General features: G+C 63.6%; 25 protein-coding genes and 1 pseudogene. 15 read left to right on the top strand and 11 right to left on the bottom strand.

The features are described from left to right. Positions 1 to 703: FecR family protein (locus tag L995_RS29390; protein ID WP_047474969.1), on the top strand; the 703-nt coding region annotated here is incomplete at its 5' end. Between the two features lie 111 nt (positions 704 to 814). Continuing rightward, on the top strand, positions 815 to 3,322 hold the full coding sequence (locus tag L995_RS29385) for a TonB-dependent siderophore receptor (protein WP_052195892.1): 2,508 nt from the start codon (positions 815 to 817) through the stop codon (positions 3,320 to 3,322). A gap of 63 nt (positions 3,323 to 3,385) precedes the next feature. Here L995_RS29385 and L995_RS29380 read toward each other — a convergent pair whose 3' ends face one another. The 4 genes from L995_RS29380 to L995_RS29365 all read right to left on the bottom strand — a co-directional run bounded on the left by L995_RS29380 (position 3,386) and on the right by L995_RS29365 (position 5,786). Then, positions 3,386 to 4,081 carry a hypothetical protein gene (locus tag L995_RS29380; protein WP_052195891.1) on the bottom strand — a complete coding sequence of 232 codons (696 nt, stop codon included), beginning with the start codon at positions 4,079 to 4,081 and terminating at the stop codon, positions 3,386 to 3,388. Positions 4,082 to 4,103: 22 nt separating this feature from the next. Continuing rightward, a complete protein-coding gene (locus L995_RS29375; protein ID WP_047474950.1) occupies positions 4,104 to 4,847 on the bottom strand; it encodes a hypothetical protein in 744 nt (247 codons plus the stop codon). After that, positions 4,847 to 5,302: a hypothetical protein gene (locus tag L995_RS34590; RefSeq protein WP_227468514.1), complete on the bottom strand. Its 456-nt coding sequence runs from the start codon at positions 5,300 to 5,302 to the stop codon at positions 4,847 to 4,849. Before L995_RS34590 ends, L995_RS29375 begins: the two co-directional genes overlap by 1 nt. 250 nt (positions 5,303 to 5,552) lie before the next feature. Next, positions 5,553 to 5,786, bottom strand: a complete 234-nt coding sequence (locus L995_RS29365; RefSeq protein WP_047474946.1) for a hypothetical protein — start codon at positions 5,784 to 5,786, stop codon at positions 5,553 to 5,555. Positions 5,787 to 5,859: 73 nt separating this feature from the next. On the opposite strand from L995_RS29365, the gene L995_RS29360 reads away from it, so the two are divergent. Next, a complete protein-coding gene (locus L995_RS29360; protein ID WP_052195890.1) occupies positions 5,860 to 6,525 on the top strand; it encodes a LexA family protein in 666 nt (221 codons plus the stop codon). 119 nt (positions 6,526 to 6,644) lie between these two features. Here L995_RS29360 and L995_RS29355 read toward each other — a convergent pair whose 3' ends face one another. Continuing rightward, on the bottom strand, positions 6,645 to 7,388 hold the full coding sequence (locus tag L995_RS29355) for a hypothetical protein (RefSeq protein ID WP_231574564.1): 744 nt from the start codon (positions 7,386 to 7,388) through the stop codon (positions 6,645 to 6,647). A gap of 107 nt (positions 7,389 to 7,495) precedes the next feature. On the opposite strand from L995_RS29355, the gene L995_RS34585 reads away from it, so the two are divergent. Beyond that, the gene (locus L995_RS34585) at positions 7,496 to 8,155 is read left to right on the top strand and encodes a S24/S26 family peptidase (RefSeq protein WP_231574563.1); all 660 of its coding nucleotides are present in this window, start codon (positions 7,496 to 7,498) and stop codon (positions 8,153 to 8,155) included. A 485-nt stretch (positions 8,156 to 8,640) separates the two neighbouring features. On the opposite strand, the gene L995_RS29345 is transcribed toward L995_RS34585, so the two are convergent. Continuing rightward, the gene (locus L995_RS29345) at positions 8,641 to 10,317 is read right to left on the bottom strand and encodes a hypothetical protein (RefSeq protein ID WP_052195889.1); all 1,677 of its coding nucleotides are present in this window, start codon (positions 10,315 to 10,317) and stop codon (positions 8,641 to 8,643) included. Positions 10,318 to 10,432: 115 nt separating this feature from the next. Between L995_RS29345 and L995_RS34580 the strand changes: the two are divergent. After that, positions 10,433 to 10,777 (top strand): annotated as a pseudogene (locus L995_RS34580) (IS30 family transposase); the annotation flags it as partial. Positions 10,778 to 10,901: 124 nt separating this feature from the next. Here L995_RS34580 and L995_RS33595 read toward each other — a convergent pair. Then, entirely contained in the window at positions 10,902 to 11,600 is a 699-nt protein-coding gene (locus L995_RS33595) for a hypothetical protein (RefSeq protein ID WP_156136155.1), read from the bottom strand. Positions 11,601 to 12,322: 722 nt separating this feature from the next. Next, entirely contained in the window at positions 12,323 to 13,048 is a 726-nt protein-coding gene (locus L995_RS32580) for a DUF4062 domain-containing protein (RefSeq protein ID WP_082001659.1), read from the bottom strand. Positions 13,049 to 13,369: 321 nt separating this feature from the next. On the opposite strand from L995_RS32580, the gene L995_RS31525 reads away from it, so the two are divergent. Both L995_RS31525 and L995_RS29335 read left to right on the top strand, forming a co-directional pair. Continuing rightward, complete coding sequence (locus L995_RS31525; RefSeq protein WP_156136154.1) at positions 13,370 to 14,137, top strand: hypothetical protein; 768 nt, start codon at positions 13,370 to 13,372, stop codon at positions 14,135 to 14,137. Further along, the gene (locus tag L995_RS29335) at positions 14,137 to 14,415 is read left to right on the top strand and encodes a hypothetical protein (protein WP_047474944.1); all 279 of its coding nucleotides are present in this window, start codon (positions 14,137 to 14,139) and stop codon (positions 14,413 to 14,415) included. Before L995_RS31525 ends, L995_RS29335 begins: the two co-directional genes overlap by 1 nt. 32 nt (positions 14,416 to 14,447) lie before the next feature. On the opposite strand, the gene L995_RS29330 is transcribed toward L995_RS29335, so the two are convergent. From L995_RS29330 to L995_RS29320, 3 genes are all read right to left on the bottom strand, one after another. Then, entirely contained in the window at positions 14,448 to 15,551 is a 1,104-nt protein-coding gene (locus L995_RS29330; protein WP_047474943.1) for a porin, read from the bottom strand. 128 nt (positions 15,552 to 15,679) lie between these two features. Beyond that, on the bottom strand, positions 15,680 to 16,525 hold the full coding sequence (locus tag L995_RS29325) for a substrate-binding domain-containing protein (protein ID WP_047474941.1): 846 nt from the start codon (positions 16,523 to 16,525) through the stop codon (positions 15,680 to 15,682). 54 nt (positions 16,526 to 16,579) lie between these two features. Further along, positions 16,580 to 17,554, bottom strand: a complete 975-nt coding sequence (locus L995_RS29320) for a Bug family tripartite tricarboxylate transporter substrate binding protein (RefSeq protein ID WP_047327060.1) — start codon at positions 17,552 to 17,554, stop codon at positions 16,580 to 16,582. Between the two features lie 111 nt (positions 17,555 to 17,665). Between L995_RS29320 and L995_RS29315 the strand changes: the two genes are divergently transcribed. The 8 genes from L995_RS29315 to L995_RS29280 all read left to right on the top strand — a co-directional run. Next, positions 17,666 to 18,568, top strand: a complete 903-nt coding sequence (locus L995_RS29315; RefSeq protein WP_016449615.1) for a LysR family transcriptional regulator — start codon at positions 17,666 to 17,668, stop codon at positions 18,566 to 18,568. A 297-nt stretch (positions 18,569 to 18,865) separates the two neighbouring features. Next, positions 18,866 to 19,447: an FMN reductase gene (msuE, locus tag L995_RS29310; RefSeq protein ID WP_016454049.1), complete on the top strand. Its 582-nt coding sequence runs from the start codon at positions 18,866 to 18,868 to the stop codon at positions 19,445 to 19,447. Positions 19,448 to 19,784: 337 nt separating this feature from the next. Further along, on the top strand, positions 19,785 to 20,978 hold the full coding sequence (locus tag L995_RS29305) for a substrate-binding domain-containing protein (RefSeq protein ID WP_047474939.1): 1,194 nt from the start codon (positions 19,785 to 19,787) through the stop codon (positions 20,976 to 20,978). Positions 20,979 to 20,981: 3 nt separating this feature from the next. After that, positions 20,982 to 21,764 carry an ABC transporter ATP-binding protein gene (locus tag L995_RS29300; RefSeq protein WP_043791655.1) on the top strand — a complete coding sequence of 261 codons (783 nt, stop codon included), beginning with the start codon at positions 20,982 to 20,984 and terminating at the stop codon, positions 21,762 to 21,764. Then, positions 21,761 to 22,510 (top strand): branched-chain amino acid ABC transporter ATP-binding protein, encoded by a 750-nt coding sequence (locus L995_RS29295; RefSeq protein WP_047474937.1) that lies wholly within the window; start codon positions 21,761 to 21,763, stop codon positions 22,508 to 22,510. Before L995_RS29300 ends, L995_RS29295 begins: the two co-directional genes overlap by 4 nt. Continuing rightward, on the top strand, positions 22,507 to 23,499 hold the full coding sequence (locus tag L995_RS29290; RefSeq protein WP_047474935.1) for a branched-chain amino acid ABC transporter permease: 993 nt from the start codon (positions 22,507 to 22,509) through the stop codon (positions 23,497 to 23,499). Before L995_RS29295 ends, L995_RS29290 begins: the two co-directional genes overlap by 4 nt. 13 nt (positions 23,500 to 23,512) lie before the next feature. Then, positions 23,513 to 24,580 carry a branched-chain amino acid ABC transporter permease gene (locus L995_RS29285; RefSeq protein ID WP_047474952.1) on the top strand — a complete coding sequence of 356 codons (1,068 nt, stop codon included), beginning with the start codon at positions 23,513 to 23,515 and terminating at the stop codon, positions 24,578 to 24,580. Positions 24,581 to 24,632: 52 nt separating this feature from the next. After that, positions 24,633 to 26,682 (top strand): 3-hydroxybutyrate oligomer hydrolase family protein (locus tag L995_RS29280; protein ID WP_047474951.1); only part of this gene is annotated, 2,050 nt, incomplete at its 3' end.

Genomic DNA, 26,682 nt, shown 5'->3' with positions numbered 1-26,682 from the left:
CGGTGGCGCGGGCCGCATGGCCTGGGAGCATTGGCAGAGCCGGCCCCTGTTTGTCCAGGACTACGCCACCGGGCGCGGCCAGCAGTTGAACGTGGAGCTGCCCGACGGCAGCCGCTTGCGGCTGGACACCGCCACCCGCGTGCATGTGGCGCTGTACCGCCAGCGGCGCGAAGTGCGCCTGCCCGAAGGGCAGGCCGTCTTCCAGGTGCACGGCGATGCGGACCGGCCCTTCGATGTGCTCGCCGGCAGCGTGAAGGTCACCGTGGTCGGCACCCAGTTTGCCGTGCGCCACACGGCCGGCAGCCCGGTGCAGGTGGCCGTGCAGGAAGGGCAGGTGCGGGTGTCTGCGGCCGGCCCTTCCGATGCCGTGCTGCTCACTGCGGGCCAGCAGGTGCAGGCCGATGGCGATGGCCGCCTCTCGGCTGTCGGCGCCGTGCCGCCTGCCGGCATCGCGCCCTGGCGCGACGGACGCGTCAGCTTCGACAACGTGCCGCTGTCGCAGGCGCTGGCGGAATTCGAGCGCTATGGCCCCACGCGCCTGGCGGTGCGCGATCCTGCCGTGGCCGCCATGCGCCTGTCCGGCACCTTCGACCCGCGCCGCCTGGACAACTTCCGCAAGGCCCTGCCCAAGGTGCTGCCCGTGCGCCTGCTCGACCCCCAGGGTGGGGAAGGCGCGCAGACCCTCATCGTCGCCGCGCACTGAGACGGGCGCTGCGAGTTCCTCAAAAATTTTTCACGGGCGGGTTGGGGTTTTGCCGTGCCGTGCGTCTACCTGAGAAGGATTCGTATTCGCAGCCTTCCGGAGATTTCCCTCATGCCCCGTTCCATTTCCATTTCCATTCCCGGTTCCGTCCTCTTCACCCCCGTCCCGCTGGCCCTGGCCACGGCCTTGCTGCTGGCCACCATGGCCGCGCCGTCCCGCGCCCAGTCCCAGGCTCCGTTGCAGGCGCTGCCTGGCGCGGGTGGTGCGGGTGGCGCGTCGGCCATGGCCTCCGTGCCGGTGCAGATCCGCATCGCCTCCCAGCCCCTGGCGCAGGCACTGGACACGCTGGCCCGCCAGGCTCGGCTTGAATTGATGGTGCAGCCCGCACTGGTGGAGGGCAGGACCGCACCCGCCGTCGAAGGCCGCCTGAGCGCTTCCGAGGCATTGGGCCGCCTGCTGGCCGGCACCGGCCTGTATGCGGAAATCGACGGCAGCGCCGTCATCGTGCGGCGCATGCCCCAGGGGGCGGCCACCGGCTCGCTCACCCTTGCGCCCGTCAACGTCTCGGCCAAGGCAGAGCGCAGCGCCATCACCGAGGGCTCCGAATCCCTGGCCGCGCGCGCCATCAGCATCACCAAGGGCGACCAGGCGCTCAAGGACATACCGCAATCTGTCAGCGTGCTCACGCGCCGCCAACTGGACGACCAGGGCATCACCGACCTGCGCGTGGCCGCCAACAACGTCACCGGGACCGTGGGCGTCAAGGGCGTGGGGCAGGGCATGGTGCTTTCGGCCCGGGGCTTCCAGATCGACGCCTGGCAGTACGACGGCGTCGCCATCCCCCGCAACAACTACGCCCTGGGCAACTGGGGCACCGAAGGCATGGTCTTCTATGACCGGCTGGAAGTGCTGCGCGGCGCCTCCGGCCTGCTGCAGGGCACGGGCAGCCCCGGCGGTGCCGTCAACCTCGTGCGCAAGCGCGGGCAGGCGGAGCGCACCGTCGCCATCACCGCCCGTGCCGGCTCGTGGGACCGCTACGGCCTGCAGCTCGATGCGGGCGGGCCCCTGAACAGCGAAGGCACCCTGCGCGGCCGCGTCGTGCTGGACGAATCGCGCAGCCACTCCTTCGTGGACTACGTCAACGACCGCACGCGCTCCCTGTACGCCGCCCTTGACTACGACATCAGCCCCGACACCACCGTGGGCCTGGGCATCAGCCACTCCGACAGCAACGGCCGCCCCATGATCCGGGGCCTGCCGCGCTTTGCCGATGGACGCGACCTCGGCCTGCCGCGCTCCACCTTCGTCGGCGCCTGGTGGAACCGGGCCAGCATAGAACAGACCACCTTCTATGCCGACCTGGACCACCGCTTCAACGCCGACTGGAGGCTCAAGGTCTCCACCCTGCGCATGAGCGAGAAAAACACCTCCGCCCACCAGCGCATGCACGGCAACGTCGCGGCCGACGGCAGCGGCCTCACCTATGCCAACTGGGTCACCGACTTCGACTCCACCAAGGTCGGCCTGGACGCCTTCGTCAACGGCCGCTTCCAGGCGCTGGGCCTGCGCAATGAAATCACCGTGGGCGCCAACTACTCCCGGTACAAATCCAACGACATGTATGCGCGCACCTTCACGCCGGGCGGCAACATCTTCAACATCGACCACAACCGGCCCTGGCAGAACCTGGACACCATCATGGCCGGAGGCGGGATCAAGACCCTGCCCCGGTACGACGTGGAGCAAAAAGGCATCTACGCCAGCTGGCGTGCCAAGCTGGCCGAGCCGCTGACCGCCATTGCGGGCGCACGCGCCAGCTGGTACGACTACCTCTACAGCGTGCCCCTGTCCAACGCACGCACCTCCATCACCGCCTCGGGCGAGATCACGCCCTATGCGGGCCTGGTCTATGCGCTCACGCCCCAGTGGTCGGCCTACGGCAGCTACACCAGCGTCTTCGAGCCGCAGTCCGAGCGCACCGTGGCCGGCCACGTGCTGGATCCCATCATCGGCACCAACTACGAAATCGGCCTCAAGGGCGAACTGCTGGACGGGCGCGTCAACACCTCGCTGGCCCTGTTCCGCTATGACCACAAGAACCGTGCCGTCAACGACGTAGCCTCCGGCATGGCCTGCGACGACTGGTACTGCTCCACCGCCTCGGGCAAGGTGCGCAGCCAGGGGCTGGAAGCCGAAGTCAGCGGCGAAGTGCTGCGCGGCCTGCAGCTCATGGCCGGCTACACGTACAACACCACCAGGTTCCTCAGCGACCCCGTCAACCAGGGCAAGGTCTTCAGCACCTGGACGCCCCGGCACATGCTGCGCGCCTGGGCCGCCTATCGCCTGCCCGGTCAATGGAGCCACCTGAACGTGGGTGCCGGCTTCACTGCACAGACCCATACCTTGGGCTATGACCGCTCCTTCAAGGTCCCCGGCTTCACCGTCTGGAACATGCGCCTGGCCTACCAGCTCACCCCCGAAGTCAGCCTTGCCATGAACCTCAACAACGTCTTCGACAAGCGCTACTGGATCCCCGGCTTTGCCGAGCAAAACGGCAACAACGACTTCGGCGACCCGCGCAACCTCATGTTCACGCTCAAGTACACGCCGCGCATCTGAGAGGCAGGCGGGCGCGGGGGACTGAGGGCACGGGCCGTGCGCGCATTGCTGCCACGGCCCAACTCAGGCTGAACTCAGGCCCAACTGCTCCAGCGTGATGCAGGCCAGCCACCTGCATCCATCCAATGGCCAGGCGGCATCATCCGATATGCAGCGCCCTGTGGCGTCCATCTGGATACGGGTGACGTGGCGCGAAGCCCCGGGCTTTGAACGGCGGGCAGGCATGGCCAGCAAGGCTTCGGGCAGCGGCTGTGCTGGTGGGCTGGGTTGCAGTCCCTTGGGATTTTTGGCTGGGCGCAGGCGCTGCGGTGATCGCTCCATCCCGATCACCCACATCCAGAAGACTGCCGGGTCGCGAAATCGATGACCTGGCATTTCCAGCAGCAGCATGGCGCTGCCGCCCCGCTGCATGGCTTGGGCACAACGCAGCGGAGCGAGGGCGGGGAAATTCTCAAGCTGCGCTTTCCAGCCGGGCAGCAGCAACGCCAGAACCTGCGCCAGCTCCTGCGGGCCGGGCTGTGGCGTCAACTGCAGCGGCAATTGTACCTGCAGCCATGCCCGTTGCCGCAGCACGGCAGCGCACCGCCGTGCACACCACCAGGCGCCCAGCGGATCGGGCAGGCACTGGGCATCGGGAACCGTGGGCAGCGTGGCCCAGCGCGTCCTGCGCGAGGGTGTGCAGACCGCATACCGCCATTGCGTATCGAAGCGCAGGCCAGGCATGAAGGTGCGAACGGCAGACTTGGTGGGGCTATGCATTGCGACGGCAGATGCGCCACCGTCAGGCCGGTGCGGTCCTGGCTCCAAGCGTGACAGTGCCAAGCCAACGGCATGGGTGCCATGGCCCGTCGGCATTTTGCAGATGGCAGGACCCGTCGGCTTGCACCTGGATCCGGGTGGGGTATCCGCTGGACCAGGGGATGGTCCAGTCGAAGGGCAGGACCAGCAGGGCCTGGGGCGGTGCCATGGCTTGTATGTCCAGTGGCTGCCACGTGTCGGGTGCAACGCAATCTTCGGTGCACGGCAAAGGCAGTTGCGGCTCGTAGCCCGCCACCCAGGCCCAGAAAATGCCGGGCTTGGGGCCGTCACATTCCGGCGACTCCAGCATCAGCAATGCACTTCCTGCCTGCTCCACCGCATGGGCGCAGAGCAAGTGTGTCTCGGCGCATTGCGCATGTGCCTGCACGTTGCAATCGGGCATCAGCACATCGAGGATCTGCGCCATCTCCTGCACGCCGGCAACAGGGGGCAGGTGAGTGGGAAGCTGCAGGAACAGCCAGCTTCGCTGCTCCAGCACCACGGTGCACCGGCGAACGCACCACCAGACGCCATAGGGGTCGGCCGGGGCAACGGGGTCGGATGCCATCGGCAGCTGTGTCCAACTGGTGTGGCCCGATTCCGTGCGTCTCCTGTATTGCCAGTGCTCATCAAAGCGCAGGCCGCAGATGAGGCGGTGATCGAGACGGATGTCTTCCTGCGGAACCTCCCGCTCACATGGCTCTGGTGCGTCGTCGGGCTTTTGCATTATTCGGATCCGGAAAGGCCGCCGTTGCCGGCGCTGTGGTTGTCCGACTGCGCCACGGTAATGGCCCCGATGCACCGGTACCGGCCCCGGCGCGCATCGATGCCATCCACACCGCACAGCCCTTCGCCATCCACCGTCATCCTCAAGGCGTGGTTCCTTGTCAGGGGAGATTTCGAGCCGAAGGGCCAGATCAGCAGGGCGCGAGGACGCCCGGGCACGTCAAAGGCCGAAGTGCGCTTGGCGCGCTTGAACTTCTCATGCATTTCCACGCCGACCACCCAGGCCCAGAAAACGGGTGGCGCGCCAACACTCAAATCTTCGGCCTGCAACTGCAGCAAAGAGCAGCCATTGGCAAGCAGCGCATCGGTGCTGCGCAGCAGCGGCGCCTGTGCCGTGCTCTCGTCGAGCACCTTGACGTTCCAGTCCGCAAGCATTGCGGCCAGGGCCAATGCCACATCGCCGCATTCCGGCTGCACAGGCAGGCCCGGGGGCAGATGCACGGAATGCCAGGGCATGCGATTGAGCACCGCAACGCACTGACGCACGCACCACCACGCGCGCTGTGGATCTGCTGCAGCCACGCCGCCTGCGCGGGTTGCCGGCAGTCGCGCCCAATAGCGACGGCCTGACGGCATGCGTGCCGCGTACGTCCACAGCCCGTCAAAGCGCAGCCCAGGGGTGAAGCGGTGGGTGACGTGCGCGGTCTCAGCCACGGGACCTCTCGTCATCGTGTGCCGAAGGGCTGGCCCCGTAGGGAGTCTTGATGCCACAGCGGTCCCCGATGCGCATGAGCGCCATACCCAGGGATGTGCGCGGCTCTTTGGTCTTGCCCAGTGCGAGGTCAGAAATCGTTGCTTGACCGCAGCCCACTTCGCGGGCGATCTGGCTTTGACTGACACCCTTCGCTGCAAGTCTGGCGAGGTAGTCTTTCCATTCCATAGTTTCATCCTATCGAAAAGTCGATTTTTTTACAATCGAATTTGACATATCGGTTTTCCGTAAGCTACGGAGCATGTCAACCGATTTCGGCCAACGCCTCAAAAGCGCTCGCAGTCTCGCGGGCCTCACCCAAGCGCAGCTGGGCCGCCAGGCGGGCATGGGGCAATCGACCATTGCCGACCTTGAGAGAAGCGGAAACGGCACCTCCAAAACAGCCACGCTCGCCTCCCTGTGCGGTGTCTCGGCCCTGTGGCTGGAATGCGGCAAGGGCCCCATGTCGGCCGATGCCGCGGCGCTGCAGCGCCAACTGCCCCAGGGCACGCGCCGCTACCCGCTGCTTGGCCTGCAGCAGGCTGGCGGCCGCAGCGCACAAGACGCCATGGACGATGCCGACGATGAGCATTTCCTGGGCATCGAAGTCGCCAGCGACAACGCATCGCCCCGTGCGTTCTTCGTGCGACTGGAAGACAACGCCATGGCCCCGGAAATCCGGGAAGGGGACCGCGTGCTCATCGATCCCGCCCTGCCGCCGCGGCCCGGGGACTGCGTGCTGGCCACCGACTCCCGGCAACAGGCCATCTTGCGCAAATACCGGGTGCGCGGCCTGGACAAGGCCGGTGCGGAAATCTTCGAACTGGTGCCGCTCAACGAAGACCATCCCACACTGTGCAGCGACGAGCAGGCGCTGCAGTTGCGCGGCACCGTGGTGGAGCATCGCCGGCGGTTCCAGGCCCGGTAGCAGGGCCGAGGCCTTGGCACCGCTGCGGCGGCCCTGGTGCTGCCGGCTGCCGCGCCCGTGATTCATGGATGGCGGCAAGGGACAAGCGGCTTGGGCAAATCTTCCGACGAGGGCAGGCATCAACACAGTGGGTGCCCCTGCAGGAGGCCGGCATGGCCGACTTGGTCGACTTGGCCTCGTTCTCCGAGTTGGCCGCGTTGGTCGTCCTGCGCGGGTGACAGCGTCACGGCGGCAAGGCAGCGGCACTCGCGCCACTGCCCGTCAATGCCATCCACATCGCAGCGCCCGTCGCTGTTCATCTGCACCCGCGCCGCATAGCCGCAGGCCCAGGGCATGCTCCATCCAAAGGGAATGGTCAGCAGCGCGGCAGGGCGGGGCGCGCGGCTTGCCTGCCCTGGCTTCACCGGCGCGGGCAGCGTTTTCTGATGCATCTCCACGCCAATCACCCAGGCCCAGAACGTGCTCTGCGGGCGCTGGTGCAGCGCCTCTGACTGCAGTTGCAGCACGGCCCCGCCCCCTGCCAGCAGCGCCCGGGTGCAGGACTGCAGCGGCCTGTGCCCGGCACCGCCGCAGAGCGCCACCTGCCAGCGCGGCATCAGCGCGTTCAGGGCCAGCGCCACATAATCCGGCCCCGGCCGCAAGGGCATGTCTGGCGGCAGATCCACCGCCTGCCACATCTCCCGCCGCAGCACGGCAGCGCAGCGCCGCACGCACCACCAGGCGCCATGCGGATCGGCCCTGCCCGCATCCGGCTGCCCCAGCGGCAGCCGCGACCAACATGCCTGGCCCGATGGGGCGCGGGCGGCGTACTTCCAGCGTGCGGCGAAGCGCAGGCCGGGGGTGAAGTGGTGGGTGATGTGCATGTGATAAGGGCAAGCGTGCATTCATAGGAACGATCAATCGCCATTGCATCGTTGGAATCATGTCTTGTCAACACCCTTTGGTGTAATTCGTGGGCTCAAGTACACCCATGAGCGACACCTCAAATATCCGTTGTGCGAACCTGAATGCCCTTTGCCTGCGCTTGGGCTGGACCAGTCGGAAGGGCGACAACTCGGGCTCCCCTTCGGAGCTGATCAACCGACTTGGCCGGACATCGAGTTATTGGTCTGATCGCTTGAGAGGGAGAAAGCCCATAGGCGCGAAGCTGGCGCGCGAGATAGAAGAGGCGCTGAACCTGCCTAAATACTCCCTTGACGGGGATGAAGAGCACAGCGACTTCGTTCAGGTCTCGCAACTGGGCGTCGGCGTGGCCGAAGACTCGGAGGTTGAGAGCGCTCTTGTGGCGGAACTTGGCGCATTGCAGTTCCGGCGCGACTTTTTGCGCTCAGTTGGTGTCAGTGCGGTGAACGCGGCCCTCGTCCATGTGGCAGGAACCAGCATGGAGCCCACGATCCGGGACGGTGCCGTGCTCTTGCTCAATCGTGCGGATCGAACGCCGCGCCGTGGCAGCGTCTATGCATTCGTGTGGGAAGGGCAGATGCTTGTGCGGCGCTTTCAGCGGGTGGGCGATGTTTGGCATGCGGTGGCCGACAACGCTGATAAAAGCGAGCACCCGGATATCGTCATTGCTGGGAAGGCTGAGGGTCTGGTGCAGGGGCGAGCCATATGGGTGGGGGCCAAGCTCTGAGTCTGGTGTTGCTTGATGGCTGACTCTTTCATCCGTCGCGGGAACTTGAATGCCTTGTGCCTGTGTTTGGGTGGATCAGTCGCAGGGCCAAGTGCTTGGGCTCCCACTCGGAACTGATCAACCGGCTTGGCCGGTTGTCTAGTTTCTGGTCTGGTATCGACCCATTTTGTGATGGTGATTTATGGGTTGTGGGGGGCGGCGTTGCAGCGACAGCGGTCGGTTGCCCGAGATCGCTAAGCTTGAGGTGTCGGCTCTAATCCGGTCATTGAGCTACCCGCCAGATCGCGGCCCGAACGCCCGGAATCCTGAGGGTTATCGACATTGCCAGTGTCGGCACCCCGATAGCCGTCGTCGAGAGTGGGCGCCCCGATACATCGCCGACGCAGTCGCTTTTCCGTCTTCCTCAGATTTTGGTCTGTTTAGAGATCTCGAGAGCACCTACACGCCCGACCACTGGTTCTGCCGTCTGGGACGCAGTGAATGCATTACCGCTTGAGATGGCGGAACAGTAGACCTGCGGGCGACTCCCGACGCTTCCGTTCCTCGGCGGCGAGTTCCCCGTGTCGACTCTTGAGGTCCTTTAGGTTCGGCAATCCAGCGACTCCAAGAAGCGCGCTTGCGACACCAAGGGGAATGTTTGACGTAAGCGCGGCTGCAACACCGATCACCCCGGTTGCAAGACAAGCAGGAACATCTAAACCGTAAAGCTTCAACTTTTTGTTCCGCGCCTCCGCGAGAAGACGTTCGTGCTCACGGAATGCCAAGTCTATGTTTTCCACCACTCGATCTGCGGTTCTGAAGAAGTTGTTCGGATTCGTCCGCACAAGGTCTCCCACCCCGTTGCCGAGAATTTCACGGACCTCTTCTGCCAGGCCAGATTTTCGGATGTCAATGACAGCTTGACTTGGAACATTGCCCAACCAATCGAGGTTTTGCTCACGCTCTGCCACTAACGCTCTCGCCACGTGGACACCTTCTGCTTGGACCACATCAAGGGTTGCAGCCTCATACTCCAAGAGCCATGTGTAGTAGAGCCATGATGTTTCTGCGTGGATCAACGGAACCCCGCCTACTTGTGAACCGTTCTCACGCGCAGCCATAGCCTGCGGCATTCGCCCAAGGCAGGTGCCCAGCACATGATTTCCCGCAACGCTTGTATCCATACCCCTCGGCTGTGGGGATTGCTCCCGCATTGCTCGAATCAACTGTTCTCGAGGATCCCGGCTCTCCCACTCCGTGGCGAAAAGAAGTCGATCCGGCCGCTTCAGCTCATTCATCACTTGGTCAACGGTTGCAAGTTCACCGCAGAAAGCTGCCAAATGGTCAACGGATCCGAATTCCCTTCCAAACAGGTATTGTGCATGTTTCAAGATGGCGTGATGTGAACGCTCGAATACTTCTGTACGGCCGTCTACCCCCAAATCACCCGAGTTGGGCAAAACGACTGCAATCGGCAGATCAACTTCTGCTAGTGCGACGTCGCGGTATGTCATTGCTGTCAGCACATGTTTCAGAAGCATCTCTACCAGTCGCTCTGGCGGCATGGTCGAATTAAGGAGTGGCGCAATCCGAATGAACGGACAAGGAAGTACCACCGTATCGATGTAGAGGCCAGCGGTCGAAACCACGTTTCTCGTGTGTCCCGGGAAGAGGTCACCGGCGAACGTGGCTTTCAGTTGCGTGGAGTCCTGTAGGTGCCAAGCTCCCACGTCCGATACGGAACCCCAAAACTCGCGCAGTAGCGCAGCCATTTCAGGAAGACCCTTGTAGATCGTGCTTACCATTTCCGGGTTTTGGGCTACTCGGGAGGCAACTTGGGCCGGAGAAGCGCCATTTCTCATCATATGCTCGTAAACCCAACCGAGCTGGTGGAACAGAAAGGTGAAATACGTCTCCTGAATCTTGGCGATGCTGATCGAACGCTTTGCCTCATCGCGCTCCTTGAGGAATCGCACCATCATCCCGGTGGATCTGATGCGCCCATCTACGGACGCGGGGTTTACCCGGCCATCCGGGAGTAGCTGAATTGACGCAAGGCTCTGCAAAAAGCCTTCCACCAGGTGCTCTGCAATGAAAAGCTTCCCTGTCTGAAGGTGTTCTCTAACGACCGCGACCCGGTCGGTGATGTCCTGGATTTCTTCGTCGCTGAACGGTGTTGTCACGCGTGTCTCCGGTTGTCAGAACGTGATCCTACGCTGTACAGCCTCACAAACGGCCGATTCCAGGACGGAGTGCCAACTTCAGGTGCAGGTCAAGCTGGTGGACAAAGACTAGTACACAGTGGCTGCAGCGCTGGCCAGGCATGAAGGAAGCCTGCCGTAAGAGCTCTATCGCTCGTTGAACTGGGATCGCAGCTCAGAGATGGAGGAGCATAAACGCTTCACCTTGGCAACCGACATTCAGGCCTAATTTTGTGACCCGCACCATCCATGGCAGCGGGGCACCAACGAGAACACGATCGGATTGCTCAGGCAGTACCTTCCCAAAGGACTAGACCTGTTGGGATACTGGCAAGCGGGCCTGGATGCGATTGCAAGGCAATTGAGCCAGCGCTCCAGGAAGACGCTGGGGTTCAGAACACCTGCTGAAATGTTTGATGAGTTTGTTGCGTTGACTGGTTGAATCTACCGCCTGAAGCTGCCGGCTGGCATTCGCCTGGCGACCCATTGCAGATAGTCACTAACGTGCGAGCCTAAGGGGGGGGCGCAGTTAGAGTCTCTATGGAGAGAATTGTTGGAACTGACTTTCATTTGGATAGCGCTTCGCGCGGCTTGCCACCCAAAGTGACTTCTTTGATGAGGTATCTTATTTCCCCTGTATCACCGGAAAATCTCTTCGCGAACTCCGCTGATTCTAGTGGTGCATGTTTAATGACTTTCGCCTCGTAAGTAACTCCGACACCCGGCAAGCTGATTGACATTTTTGGACTCCGCCACCAAATAGCGGATCCCCCATTAAGGGAGAATGCACTTGTTTCAGCCCATGTGACGCCACCCAGGCCAACACGATAGCCAATTTCTGCTTTCCGGGAAAGAGTCGTAGCGTCGCGAGAAGCATGGAGAAAATCGGTGAAGGAGCGAAGCCTTTCTTCCAGTTCATTTGTCAGGAATGCCTCTGCGCCACTATCTCGTAATTGCTTTATTTTTCTTGTAAATTCGTCAATGGCTATGCGAAAAGAGTCAGTGGCTCCTGCGGTAGCTGGATTCCGTTGAAATGAGTTGTGGGCATCCGAAATGTCGGAAATGACGAGCGACAATGGGATGTAGATGCCTTTCGTATATTCGCGAGCATTCTGGAGATAGTGTTCGCGCAACTTATGACTGGCAATAAGCTCAAGCTCACGGACTCTGTGTCTAGTATTTAGATGCGAGGCAAAAGCCGCGATGGCGCCGCCGGCAACTGCGGCAACTGCGGCAATACCGGCGGTGATGATGGTGGATTCCATGGTGTAAGTGGTTATGATATTTATATGAAAAAACAAGAAAGATTTTCTTCAGATGAAATGAATTTGACTGTAGCAAGAATATGGCTCAAGCGGACGATGTCTATTGGGGTAAATAAAATCTTTTAAAATCGAATTATGAATTAAGAGTGGAAAGCTAGTGATCGAGTAACTAATCTACTTTGTGGCAAAAATTCCGGGAATGAAAAATTTACACTATCGCTATTCGACCCATTGCGTACTCTTGCCCGTTGATATCGAAGGGCCGCCTTCCAGGCCTGCATGCGAAAACCGGCAAAAGCGGTGAAATTGAATTCATTGTGAGAAGCTTGAGTCAGCTATTTGCCAAAATGCCCCGGGTCTTGGTGGTTAAGAAGAGATTTTGAAGCGAGGAATCGATAATTAGACTGATTTTGCTCTGGCTTATGAATTAATCATCAAGCGATTTAGAGTATTCGACCTTAATATCTAGAACGGGAGGTCGTCATCATCAGGGACGGTTTCGCCATATTGCTCATAGGAAACATACGATTCAAGCCAATCAGCTCTACTTAGAGGTTTGAGTCGGTCTGCATCGTCAAAAAGCCCCCTCCAAACCTTCAAAATATAATTCACCTTCTCGCCCTTGGCGTTTTTTTGTTGCTTGATCCATTCAATGTATTCTGGTGAGTCCCAGTGATTTTTCTCAAATGGACTCAATTGACGTGCAGCGAACGCCCATTGATTTAATTCAGAGATGTCTGCGAAAAAATTCGGTACTTGTTATTGGTCACTCGGCGCAAAGTGGCAAACAATGGATGATCGGTTAGAAGGATGTCCTTAACAGCAACGCCAGCCTCATCGGCCTTGGTTGACAAAAATTTCGCCAACTCACCCACGGTCGAAATAGAAGATTTTAGTTCGTCGAGAAGTTGAAGCTGCCCTTTGTGGCTTTGCTCTGCCAGCAGTCGTTGAAACAAGCCTGCGAGTTGTTCTTTCAGTAGAGTAATAATGTCGATCGCATTGTCAAAGCCAAAAAGTGGATTGCCCGTAGGTAATTGGTCAACCTCGTCAATGAATTCAAATATCTTTCGATCATGACTAAAGCTTACGCCCTCCACGTTCTTGTTTTTGTTGAAGAAGGAACGTTCGGCGAGCACACTTTTGTCAACAAAAACATAAACCTGCTTGCCCTGTTCGTAAGCGCGTCTAAGTTCGTTCTGTGTGATTGATCCTGTTGTGATGGTAGAACTGGATCCGTAACGGCCCCCTATAATGCAGACTAGAATGTCGCAATTTTCTATTTCCCGGTAGCATGAGCTTTCCAGCTTGTCACCTCGGGTGTATGGAATGGTTCCCATTTCGTGGCGGATCGATTCATATCCTAGATCCCTCATTGCACGCGAGATTTCGTCACGAATAACCTTCAGGTCGTAAAATGTCGAGCTGATAAAAATTTGTGGTCGGGCCATGAGTCTGAATGCGTATCGAAACGTATCAATCCTAGCACGAGTTCTTGTTTCCCATTAGCAATCGTAAATCCTAGCTTCTGACCGAAGTGCGTCTCATGTTAGTGACGTGACCCCAGCGCAAAGTGGGAAAAATGCACGTTTCGTGTTTGGTGGAAATGCAGTCTTCGGCCCTCCCGGGGCGCAAGCAAGAGCAGTTCCCAAGGGCTGGCGTGATCTGCACATGCGTGAAACCTGTGTACCTCTATCAGATAAAGCTTTGCATTCTTTGTTGATAGCTTATAACTATCGTTTTCATGATGCATAGCTACGGAGGGAGCGGGAATGTCACAGACTGAGAAAATTTCGGGCCCGGTGGGCCGTTCGGCAATGAACCATCCCAAGGACGTGGTGGTTGTTCAGAAATTGCTCAATGGGCACTTTGAACGTGATCCTTGCCGCAGACAGTTGCGGGTAGATGGAAGATGGTCCCAGGAACTGGAGCGTGCTATCGAGGCGTTTCAGCTATTGACCGGTGATCAGGTGATGATCAAGGGGCGTATAGCACCAGCGACGCGTATGTTCGAGCTCCTGAAGCAGCCGCCTGCGATTTTTGGCTACGAGAGAAGAATGGCGCAACGCATGCGCATAGAGCCTGTACAACAAGCATCAACGATTGAGGTACTGATCTTTGATGGACGTTTGATCAGCACAGGATCGCAGTGGGGGCACGCGGCGATTGATTTGGATGGCAAGGTGTATAGCCAGTCGCACAGCCGCTACGCCGTTCTTGAAAGATCTGGCTATTTGAGTTCCAACTTGGAGTACCGGGATGTTGTGGGGCTGACTTTGCGAGTTTCATTGGCGGAAAAGGCAAAAATCAAGTCTGAACTTGACAGCCGTGTCGCCGCCCAGAAGCCATACAGTCTTACAAACAACAGCTGCTCTACCAATGTGGCTGAAGTGCTTGAGATCGCTGGGATTCTTGCCCATGACCCACGGTTCCAGATGGTTCCGTCTTCATCGCGTATGGTCTCTCCCAAAGAGCTTCTGATCGCCATCTCTCGATCCGACAGAGTTCTGAAGCGCGACAACTACAAGAAGGGCAGTTGATGAAAAACGTACTGCGAAGGGGCGCGATCATGGCGTTGCTGGCAACTCTGGGATGCAGCCAGTCGCCGAGTGGGCGGTGGGAAGCGACGCAAAGCGTCGATGTTCTGCTGAAAAAGGGCGACCCACAGACAGTGTCATTTGTCCTCAACGCAGGGGACGTTTGCGCACTCGGCCAGCAGTGGAGCTTTGAAAAAGAGCTGCGTTACAAGGAAGTGATCTGCCCCCAAGGCAAGGGCTGGATCACTTCCGACACGCCGTTCAAAAAGCTGAGCGGCTGAGCTGGCAATGGGGCGAGTGCTCGCAGCGCCCCTCAGAAGCTATGCATCAACCCCGCAGTCACCCCCGTAGCCACATCCTTGTTCTGCCCGCCCTGAAACCCTCCGCTCCAATGCGTGCGGTCCAGCTCCGCATACAGCTTGCTGCGGCGTGACAGCTTGTATTCCGCAAACAGCAGGGCGCGGGTATAGCCGTCTGCGGCGCGGCCGCTGCGTTCGCGTTCCACGCGGTACAGGGCGGCGGTCAGGTCCAGCGTGCTGCGGGCGGACCAGGTGGCGCCCAGCGAGTGCACGCGCTGCACGGTGCGGGCGGTGGTGGCGTTGGTCTGGCCGTCGCTGCGCGCGGTGTTCAGCGCAAGGCGCAGCTTGTCCCATTGGTAGCTGGCGCCCAGGGTGGCGGCTTTCAGCTCCCACTGGTCTGCGGTCTTGAAGCGCTGGTAGGCGCCGGAGACGGTCCATGTCTTCGTGCCATAGGCCAGGCCCGCGCCGGCCGATGAGCGGGCGGAGCCGCCTTGCGCCGTCTCGCCAAAGCTGTACATGGCGCGGGCGGTGAGGCCGCCGAAGCGGCCGGTGTACTTGACCGAGTTGTCCAGCCGGTACGAGCCGGTGGTGGCGCCCGCGCTGCCGTATTCCACGCCCAGGCCGTGGCTGCTGAGCGCGGCGGTGGCGATGTTGGGGTTGAAGGAGGCAAACCGCATGCCCACGGGGTCCACGGGGCTGATGGCCTCTGCCAGCAGGTTGGTCTGGCGGCCGGCCGTGATCTGGCCCCAGCTGCCGCCCAGGCCCACGATGGCCGCGCGGTCGAAGAATTTGCTGGAGTTGGCGGTGGTGCCGGTGTCCAGGTTCAGGCCGGTTTCCAGGTTGAACAGGGCGTACATGCCGCCGCCCAGGTCTTCGCGGCCCCGAAACCCGAAGCGGCTGGTGGTGTTGACGCCGCTGGACAGCGCGGCGCCCGAGGTGTTGCTGGCCGCGTTGGCAGCGGTGAGGCCGCTGGTGTAGCGCACGCCGGTATCGGCAATGCCGTAGAGCGTGATGCTGGATTGCGCAAGGGCCGACAGCGGTGCGGCGGCGAGGGTGATCAGCACCAGGGTTTTGGTGTTCATGGGTGTGGCGAGGGTGATAGGGCTGGGCAGCGGCATGCCGCAGCAGTGCCGTTGCAGCGCCGCTGAATGGAGGTCGAACCGGGGAGGGGTGAAGGCCCCCTGTGTGTCGAGGGCCTAGAGGGCCTTGAGTGCCTAGAGAGCCTTGAGGGCTCGTGGGCCTGCCGTCAGGGCTTGGCCGCCGGCTCCATGCCGGTGCTGCGCACGATGGGCGCGGCGGCGGGGGCTGCCAGGAAGCGGATCAGGTGTCGCGCCGTGTCAGGGCTCTTGGCGCCGGTGGCCACGCCTGCGGAGAAGAAGACGCGCTGCTGCACTTCATCGGGCAGGGGGCCGACGAATTCCAGCTCCTTGAACGGCAGCAGTTCGCTGACCTGCTGGAAGCCGATGTCCGCATCGCCACGCAGCACCACGGCGCCCACGCGCTCGCTGAGGATGCGGGTGGCCTTGCCCTTCATCTGCTCGGCCACGCCCAGGCGCGGGAACAGTTCGTTGGCCAGGTAGGTGCCGCTGGCGCTGGCCGAGTAGGCAACGGATTTGGCGTCCAGCAGGGTCTGCCTGAGCGCGTCCACGGTGCTGATGTCGGGCTTGGGCGTGCCCTTGCGCACGCTCATGCCGATCATGGAGCGCGCCAGGTCCACGCGGCTGCCCGCTTCCACCTTGCCTTGCGCTGCCAGGTTGTCCAGGGCCGAGTCGGCGAGGATGACCACGTCGAACTGCTCGCCCCGCGCCAGCCGGCTGGGAATGGAGTCCTGCGCATTGCCCATGGAGGCGCCACGCGAGGTGACGACCTTGTGGCCCGTGGCCTGCTCGTACAGGGGTATCAGCTGGTCATAGGCGGCAGAGAAGCCGCCCGAGGTGACCACGCGGATTTCATCTGCGGCGGCGGTGGAGGGCGCGGCAGCGCCCAGGGCCAGGCCCAGGCTGAGGGCGCCGCCCAGCAGCGCGCCCAGGGTGCGGCGGCGCAGGGTGGATGGCACGGGGGACTGCAGGGGGGTGGAACGGATGGCGGTCATGGTTTGTCTCCTGGTTTTTTATGGTTGGGGAACGGCTAACGGCTGCCGAGGGAATCAATCGGCGGTGATTTTTCGCTCGCGGATGATGCGGCCCCACTTGGCGTGCTCGGCGCCAATGAACTGGCCCAGTTCCTCGCGGGTGCCCGGGGCGGCGGTCTGGCCGTGCTTGAGCAGGTTGTCGCGCACTTCGGGGGTGTTCAGCACCTTGACCAGCTCGGTGTTCCAGCGGTCCAGCAAGGGCTTGGGCGTCTTGGCGGATGCCACGAAGGCGTACCAGTTGGTTGCGTTGAAGCCGGGGAAGCTTTCGGCCACGGTGGGCACGTTGGGCAGGTAGGCCGGGCGCGTGAGGCCCGTGGTGGCCAGCGGGATGAGCTTGCCCGATTCGATGTGGGGCAGGGCCGTGGGCGGGGCTGCGTAGAAGGAGGTCACGCGGTTGCCCAGCACGTCCTGCAGGGCGGGCGCGCCGCCCTTGTAGGGCACGTGCAGGGTGTCGATCTTGGCGACATCGTTGAGCAGTTCACCGGCCAGGTGCGATGCGGAGCCGGGGCCGGTGGAGGCGAAGTCCAGCTTGCCGGGTTCGCGCCTGGCCTTGGCCACGTATTCGCCCAGGGTCTTGATGCCCGTGGCGGCCGGCACGACGAGCACGTTGGGAAAGTTCACGCCCATGGTGATGGGGGCCAGGTCCTTGAGCGGGTCGTAGCCGATCTTCATGAAGTGCGGCGCAATGGCCAGCGGGCCGATGGAGCCGAAGAGCAGCACCGAGCCGTCGGACGGGCCATTGGCCACCTGCGTGTGGGCCAGGTTGCCGCCCGCGCCGGGCTTGTTTTCCACGACCACGCTCTGGCCGATGTTCTCGCCCAGCTTCTTGGCGATGATGCGCGCGGCGATGTCGGCCGAGCCGCCTGCAGCAAAGCCGACCACCATGACCACGGGTTTCTTGGGGGGGAAGTCCTGGGCCTGGGCGGTGCCCACGGCCAGGGAAAGAAGGGCGGCCAGGGCGCCGCCCGCGATCAGTCTGCGTTGGTGCATGTCGTCTCCGTTTGTTGGTCTTGCCTGCCCGCAGGGGGCAGCGTTATCAAGGGCGCCATCCTATGCAGGGGCTGCTATTCTGTGAATTGCAACTTTTGGAGGGACTGTTGCATGCAGCGCATCAAATTCGACATGGGGGAGTTGATCGCCTTCGTGACCACGGCCGAGAAGGCCAGTTTTCGCCTGGCCGCAGAAGCGCTTTTCCTGTCGCCGCCTGCCTTGAGCCGGCGCGTGGAGCGCCTGGAGTCGGTGCTGGGCGTGCGGCTGCTGGAGCGCACCACGCGGCAAGTGAAGCTGACCGAGGTAGGCCATGAATTCCTGCAGGAGGCGCGCCGGGCCCTGGCCGGCCTGGACGAGGCCGTGCAGCGCGTGGATGACCAGGTCAAGCTGCGCCGTGGCCGGGTGACGGTTGCCTGCGTGCCTTCGGTGGCCACCAATCTGCTGCCCCCGGTACTGAAATCCTTTGCCGTGGAGCAGCCCGATGTGCAGGTGCACGTCATCGACGAGAGCGCGCACCAGGTGGTGGAGGCCGTGCTGCGCGGGGAGGCGGATTTCGGCCTGAGCTTCACGGGCAGCCAGGAGCCGTCGCTGCGCTTTGAGGCGCTCACGCGCGAGCGCTATGTGCTGGCCATGCCGCGCAGCCATGCCTGGGCCGGGCGCAGCCAGGTGGAATGGGCCGAGCTGGCGGGCAAGCGCCTGGTGTCCGTCTCCCACCAAAGCGGCAACCGGCTGCTGCTGGACCAGGTCATGGCCGGCCTGCCAGAGCAGCCCGTGGCCTGGCACGAATGCAACCACGTCACGGGCGCCCTGGCCCTGGTGGAAGCGGGCCTGGGCCTGGCCGCCGTGCCCCAGCTGGCCCTGCGCCAGGACCATGCCCAGGTCTGCGGCGTGCCGCTGACCGCGCCCGATGTGTGGCGCACGCTGGGCCTGCTGCAGCGGCGCGATCGCATGCTCGGGCCTGTGGCGCAGGCGTTGCGGGAGTGTCTGGTGCAGGCCCAGGAAGCGGGCCGCTGAGCGGGAATGCCGGTTCGGCAACGGCCCGCTTGTGCGCGATGCAGATGCCCGCCTCGCTTGTGACCCGGATGCTCCCCCGAACAGCACCGACGGGGCAGGTTTAAGGCTTTATATGAGTTTTAATCATGTAATTGTGAGATAAAACCATTTTACTTCATTGATTTGGCTCCATATCATCCGCTCCCATTGTTCGTTTGCATTTTGGGAAGCAGTCATGGCCATCACTTCACCTCGGACCGCATGGTCGCCACAACCGGCTCCCGCGTTGAACCCCGGCCATCTTGCGTGAGAGCAGCAATGACACGTCCACTTCGTCTGGTCGCCGTATCCGGCGGACTGCAGCGCCCCTCCAAGTCTGCCGCCCTGGCAGAGCATCTGTCTGATCTGATCGCCGACGAAGTTCCGTGCGAACAACGCCTGGTGGAACTGGGCCAGCTCGCGCCGCAGCTTGCCGGCGCGGTCTGGCGCTCGCAGTTGCCCGAGACGGTGGAGCGTGAGCTTGCGGCGGTGGAGCAGGCGGATGTGCTGGTGGTGGCCACACCGGTCTTTCGCGGCGCCTACACCGGGTTGTTCAAGCATTTCTTCGACTTCGTCCACCAGGACGCCTTGATCGACAAACCCGTGCTGCTGGCGGCCACCGGTGGAAGCGAGCGCCATGCCCTGGTGATCGACCACCAGTTGCGGCCGCTGTTCAGCTTCTTCCAGGCACGCACCCTGCCACTGGGTGTCTACGCGACCGACAAGGATTTCGTGGACTACCGCCTGCACGACGAGGCATTGCTACAGCGGGCCGCGCTGGCGGTTCAGCGGGCATTGCCGCTGGTCGAACTGAGGCAGCGCACCATGCCCCATCTGGCCGAATCAGCGGCTGTTGCCTGAAGAAAACAACGGTTTTCTCTCCACGCCCATGGGCCTCCTGAACTCATGAGGCTGCTGGCCGGCCAGGACGTGATGGTGGGCCAGGCGAAGGGGAACATCCCAGGAGTTCATGGTTTGCCCTGTATCGGATTCAGGCAGCTGTCTTGGAAAAAGACACTGAATCTGTCCAATGGCCAGACACTTTCGGCCCTGGCACGGGCTGCCTGGCCCCGGGGGCACAAGGCCGTCCCTGTCTTGGTGCCGCCTGGGCGTGCCTGGCACAAAGCATGCATGGTCCCCTTGCAAAACGGCAGGCCCAGCCAGGCCATCAAGCCGCAAACCCCAAAGGAGACAAACCATGCACCGCCGCCCCTTCCTCCATTGCGCCATCGCACTCGCCGCCATGGCCGCTGCAGCTCCTGCTGCACTGGCCCAGCAGGGCGAGATCCGCATTGCCCACGTCTACAGCAAGACCGGCGCGCTGGAGGCCTATGGCAAGCAGACCCAGGCCGGGCTGCTGATGGGGCTGGAGTACGCCACGGGCGGCAGCATGGCGGTGAATGGCAAAAAGCTGGTGGTGATCGAGAAGGACGACCAGGGCAAGCCCGACCTGGGCAAGAGCCTGCTGGCCACGGCGTATTCCGATGACAAGGCCGATCTGGCCGTGGGGCCCACGTCGTCCGGCGTGGCGCTGGCCATGCTGCCGGTGGCCGAGGAGTACAAGAAGATTTTGCTGGTGGAGCCGGCCGTGGCCGATTCGATCACGGGCGACAAGTGGAACAAGTACATCTTCCGCACGGGCCGCAACTCCAGCCAGGACGCCATCAGCAATGCGGTGGCCATCGACAGGGCGGGCGTGACGATTGCCACGCTGGCCCAGGACAACGCCTTCGGCCGCGACGGGGTGAAGGCCTTCAAGGACGCCATCAAGAAGGGCAAGCTGGCGCATGAGGAGTACCTGCCTGCCGCCACCACGGATTTCACGGCAGGGGCGCAGCGGCTGATCGACAAGCTCAAGGACCAGCCGGGCAGGAAGATCATCTGGATCGTCTGGGCCGGGGCGGGCAATCCGTTCAAGATCGCGGACCTGGACCTCAAGCGCTACGGCATCGAGATCGCCACGGGCGGCAACATCCTGCCCGCCATGGCGGCCTACAAGAATCTGCCGGGCATGGAGGGCGCCACGTACTACTACTACGGCATTCCCAAGAACCCGGTGAACGAGGCGCTGGTGTCCATGCACTACAAGCAGTACAAGACGCCGCCGGATTTCTTCACGGCGGGCGGTTTCTCTGCGGCCATGGCCATCGTGACGGCGCTCAAGAAGACAGGTGGAGACACCAAGACCAACGGTCTGATCAAGGCCATGGAGGGCATGAGCTTCGACACGCCCAAGGGCCAGATGACCTTCCGCAAGGAAGACCACCAGGCCCTGCAGAGCATGTACCACTTCAAGATCCGCGTGGACCCGGCGCTGGCCTGGGGCGTGCCGGAACTGGTGCGCGAGATCAAGCCCGAGGAGATGCAGGTTCCCATCCGCAACGGCCGCTGAGCAATGTTGCGCACAGAGGATCTGACCATCCGCTTCGGGGGCCATGTGGCCGTCAACGGCGTGAGCTGCGCTTTCGAGCCGGGCACGCTGACGGCCATCGTGGGCCCCAACGGGGCGGGCAAGACCACGTATTTCAACCTGATCTCGGGGCAGCTCAAGGCCACTGCCGGGCGCGTGCTGCTGGGCGGGCGCGAGCTGACGGGGCTGGCCCCTTCGGCGCGCACGCGCGCCGGGCTGGGGCGGGCGTTCCAGCTCACCAATCTGTTCCCGCACCTGAGCGTGCTGGAGAACGTGCGCCTGGCCGTGCAGGCGCGCGACGAGGGGCCGCACCGGCGCGGCCTGAACCTGTGGAGCATCTGGAGCGACCACCGGGCATTGACGCAGCGGGCGCTGCACATCCTCGACCAGGTGGCCCTGTCCGCACGGCGCGACGAGGCCGTGGCCGCGCTGCCGCATGGCGACCAGCGCAAGCTGGAGGTGGCCTTGCTGATGGCGCTGGAACCCCAGGTCTATATGTTCGACGAGCCCACGGCGGGCATGAGCCATGACGAGGCGCCGGTGATCCTGGACCTGATACGCAAGCTCAAGCAGGACCGCAGCAAGATCATCCTGCTGGTGGAGCACAAGATGGATGTGGTGCGCGAGCTGGCCGACCGCATCATCGTGCTGACCAATGGCACGCTGGTGGCCGATGGGCCGCCGGCCGAGGTCATTGCCTCGCCTGTGGTGCAGCAGGCCTACCTGGGTGTGATGCCGGAGCAGGGCGCCGTGAAGGAGGCCGCGTGAGCGCTGCCGCCAACCTCAACCCAAACCCCAACCTGCTCGAACTGTCGGGCGTGCACACGCATATCGGGGCCTATCACATCCTGCATGGCGTGGACCTGGCCGTGCCGCGCGGGCAGCTGACCATGCTGCTGGGGCGCAACGGCGCGGGCAAGACGACCACGCTGCGCACCATCATGGGCCTGTGGCGGGCCAGCCAGGGGCGCATCGCCTTTGGCGGGACCGACATCACGGCCCTGCCCACGCCCGCGATCGCGCGGCTGAACATTGCCTATGTGCCCGAGAACATGGGCATCTTCGCGGACCTGACGGTGCAGGAAAACCTGCTGCTGGCCGCGCGCGGCGCCTCGCGCGCCGACCGCATGGACGCGCAGCGGCTGCAGTGGATCTTCGGCATGTTCCCGGCCGTGGAGAAGTTCTGGAACCACCCGGCCGGCAAGCTGTCGGGCGGGCAAAAGCAGATGGTGGCGGTGGCGCGCGCCATCGTGGAGCCGCGCGACCTGCTGATCGTGGACGAGCCCAGCAAGGGCCTGGCACCGGCCATCATCGAGAACATGATCGCGGCCTTCGCCCAGCTCAAGGCGGGCGGCACGACGATTGTGCTGGTGGAGCAGAACCTGGGCTTTGCGCGCCGCCTGGGCGACCGCGTGGCGGTGATGGACAACGGCCGCGTGGTGCACGCGGGCGGCATGGCCGAGTTCTCGGCAGACGCGGCGTTGCAGCAGTCGCTGCTGGGGCTTTCGCTATGAACAAGCTGAACAGGCTGGATGTGGATTTCAAGCCGCTGCTGCTGGTGCCCGTGCTGGCCCTGGTGGCGCTGCCGCTGGTGGGCTCGGCCTCGACCTGGCTGACGCTGACGGTGGCGGGGCTGGCCATGGGGATGATCGTGTTCATCATCGCCTCGGGGCTGACGCTGGTGTTCGGGCTGATGGACGTGCTGAACTTCGGCCACGGCGTGTTCATCGCGCTGGGCGCCTTCGTGGCCACCAGCGTGCTGGGCGCCATGGGCGACTGGACGGGGTCGGACCAGCTGTGGCGCAACCTGCTGGCCGTGCTGCCGGCCATGGTGGTGGCCATGCTGGTGGCGGGCGCCATCGGGCTGGCGTTCGAGCGCTTCATCGTGCGGCCCGTGTACGGCCAGCATCTCAAGCAGATCCTGATCACCATGGGCGGCATGATCATCGGCGAGGAGCTGATCAAGCTCATCTGGGGCCCGCAGCAGATTCCGCTGCCGCTGCCCCAGGGCATGAAGGGCGCCTGGCTGCTGGGCGATGCCGCCGTGGAAAAGTACCGCGTGGTGGCCGTGCTGGTGGGGCTGGCGGTGTTTGCCCTGCTGGCCTGGACGCTGTCGCGCACCAAGATCGGCCTGCTGATCCGCGCGGGCGTGCAGGACCGCGAGATGGTGGAGGCCCTGGGCTACCGCGTGCGCCGCCTGTTCGTGGGCGTGTTCGTGGCGGGCTCGGCGCTTGCGGGGCTGGGCGGGGTGATGTGGGGCATGTACCAGCAGAGCGTGGTGCCGCAGATGGGGGCGCAGGTCAATGTGCTGATCTTCATCGTGATCATCATCGGCGGGCTGGGCAGCACGGGCGGGGCGCTGATCGGCGCGCTGCTGGTGGGGCTGATGGCCAACTACACGGGGTTCCTGGTGCCCAAGGTGGCGCTGTTCTCCAACATCGCGCTGATGGTGGCCATCCTGCTGTGGCGGCCTCAGGGCGTCTATCCCGTGGCGAACCGCTGAAGGAGTGATCGACATGCTCAACCGATTGCTTTCCGGCGACCTGCCGCGCAGCCGCGTGCTGGCGGTGCTGCTGCTGTTGATTTTTGTGGGGCTGGCGGCGGCGCCGTTCGTGTTCCCGGGCGTGAAGGCGCTGAACGTGGCGGCCAAGGTGCTGATCTTCGTGGTGCTGGTGGCCAGCTTCGATCTGCTGCTGGGCTACACCGGCATCGTGAGCTTTGCGCACACCATGTTCTTCGGCATTGGCGCCTATGGGGTGGCGATTGCATCGTCGCGCCTGGGCGCGGGCTGGGGCGCGCTGGCGCTGGGCCTGGGCGCGGCGCTGCTGGTGTCGCTGCTGCTGTCGCTGGCCATCGGCCTGTTCTCGCTGCGCGTGCGGGCCATCTTCTTTGCCATGATCACGCTGGCCGTGGCGGCGGCGTTCCAGACGCTGGCCTCCCAACTGTCGGAATGGACGGGCGGGGAGGACGGGCTGAGCTTCAAGCTGCCCGAGTGGCTGTCGCCCAGCTTCGAGCCCTTCGAGAACGAGGTGCTGGGCGTGCTGATCGACGGGCGCATCATCACCTACTACCTGCTGTTCGTGCTGGCCGTGGCGCTGGTGCTGGCGCTGCTGCGCATCGTCAATTCCCCGTTCGGCCGCGTGCTGCAGGCCATCCGCGAGAACGAGTTCCGTGCCGAGGCCATCGGGTACCGGGTGGTGGTGTACCGCACCCTGTCCAGCGTGCTGTCGGCCCTGTTCGCCTGTGTGGCCGGGGCCATGCTGGCGCTGTGGCTGCGCTATAACGGGCCCGATACCTCGCTGTCGTTCGAGATCATGATGGACTGCCTGCTGATCGTGGTGATCGGCGGCATGGGCACCATCTATGGCGCGGCGATCGGCTCGGTGCTGTTCCTCATCGCCCAGAGCTATCTGCAGGACCTGCTGCGCGTGGCCAGCGAGGCCGCGCACAGCCTGCCCTGGCTGGCCGCGCTGCTGTCGCCCGACCGCTGGCTGCTGTGGCTGGGCGTGCTGTTCGTGTTGTCGGTCTACTATTTCCCCACGGGCGTCGTGGGGCGTCTGCGTTCTTCCCGCGCCGGAGCCTGACCAGGGCCCCTGGCGCATTCGTGCATCAGAGAACTACCACAAGGAGATGGGCATGTTGAAGCGTGAAGAGATGGTGTCGTCGATTCCTGCAACCCCCTGGCGCTGGGCCTTCACGGCGCTGGCGGCGGCCGCGCTGGCGGCCTGCGGCAGCGGCGAGCGTGAGCCCAGCAACGATCTGCCCAAGGGCTTTACCGAGCTGGGCGCCACGGTGTATCCGGCCACGGCCACCGGCACGGGCGCCACGGCAGCCACGCAGGACTTGCTGACGGGCGGCCTGGGCAAGACGGGCCTGGGCGCCGCAGCTGCGCCCCTGTACGCGGACCCGGCCAATCCCACGGCGGCGGAGCTGCGGCGCAATGCGCTGTACTCCAACTACCGGGGCATCCTGGACCCCACGGCGGGCGGCGGCTACGGCACGCTGTACGGCCCCAACATCACGGCAGACGGGCAGGTGACTGCGGGCGAAGGGCTGATCCCCGGGCGCGAGTACCTGGCCGTGCTGGACGACGGCACGGGCCGCAAGCAGACCATGGTGGCCGTGCAGGTGCCGGACAGCTTTGACCGCAACCGGCCCTGCATCGTGCTGGGCCCGTCCTCGGGCTCGCGCGGCGTGTATGGCGCCATCGGCACGGCGGGCGAGTGGGGCCTGAAAAAGGGCTGCGCCGTGGCGCTGACCGACGCGGGCAAGGGCGTGGGCCTGCACAACCTGAGCGACGACACCGTCAACAAGCTGGACGGCACCCGCGCCACGCGCACGGACGCCGGCAGCCTGTCCTTCTTTGCCGCACGGCTGACCGATGCGGCGCGCGCCGCCTACAACGCGGCGTTTCCCAACCGCATTGCCATCAAGCACGCGCATTCCCAGCAGAACCCTGAAAAGGACTGGGGCAACGACACGCTGGCCGCGGCCCGCTATGCGCTGTACGTGCTCAATGCCCGCTATGGCACCACGCAGGACCCCGTGCCCTTCGGCAAGGACAACACGCTGGTGCTGGCGGGCTCGGCCTCCAACGGCGGCGCGGCCGTGCTGCGTGCGGCCGAGCTGGATACGGACGGCCTGATCGACGGCGTGGTGGCCTCCGAACCCGTGACCGAGATGCCCACGCGCCAGGGCTACACCATTGCCGTGGGCAATGCGACCATGCCCAACCCGGGCCGCACGCTGGCCGAGTACACCACCTACGGCAACATCTACCAGCCCTGCGCGGCGCTGGCGCCCGATGCGGCGCTGACCGAGACATCCATCTTCAACTACATAGGCCTCACCGCCATGACGGCGCGTGCCGAGGCACGCTGCACCAGCCTGGCCGCCAAGGGCCTGGTCATCGGCGCCACCACGGCCGACCGCGCCGCCAATGCGCTGAGCAAGCTGCGCCTGTACGGCTGGACGCGTGACCACGACCGCATGCACAACGCCCACTACGCGCTGGGCAACGGCCCCATCCTGTCGGCCATGTACACCATGGCCTATGGCCGGTTTGGCGTGGATGCCAACCTGTGCCGCACCAGCTTTGCGGCCGCCAATGCCACGGGCGACGTGGTGCCCGCCACGGGGGCTGCGCTGGCCCAGAGCTTTGCCACGGCCAATGGCACGGCCAACGGCACGCCCGCCACGGTGGTCTACAACGACTCGGTGGGCGGGGCCAAGGCCTGGCAGTTTGCCGTGTCGCCCTCCACGCGCGTGGCCGACTTCGGGCTGGACAACGCGCTGTGCCAGCACGCGCTGGTGACGGGCTTCGATCCGGTGACCGGCTTCAACCTGTCCGAGAGCAGCGTGCCCACGCGCGCCCAGAGCGACGCCGTGCGCGCCGGCATCAACGAGGTGCTGCATACCGGCAGGCTGCGCGGCAAGCCCACCATCATCGTGGCGGGCCGCAGCGATGCGCTGGTGCCGGTCAACCACAATGCGCGCGCCTACACGGTGCTCAACCGTGGCCTGGATGGCTCCAGCACGCGGCTGCGCTATATCGAGGTGGTGAATGCCCAGCACTTCGATGCCTTCCTGCCGTTCTCGGGCTTCGACACGCGCTTCGTGCCGCTGCACCCGTACTTCAACCAGGCCATGGATGCCGTGTGGGCCAACCTGCGCAGCAGCAACGCGG

This window comes from Delftia sp. ZNC0008 (assembly GCF_000799035.1).
Classification (GTDB): domain Bacteria; phylum Pseudomonadota; class Gammaproteobacteria; order Burkholderiales; family Burkholderiaceae_C; genus Comamonas; species Comamonas tsuruhatensis.
Note: the sequence above shows the minus strand (reverse complement) of the source record. Positions and strands in the feature narration are given on the sequence as shown.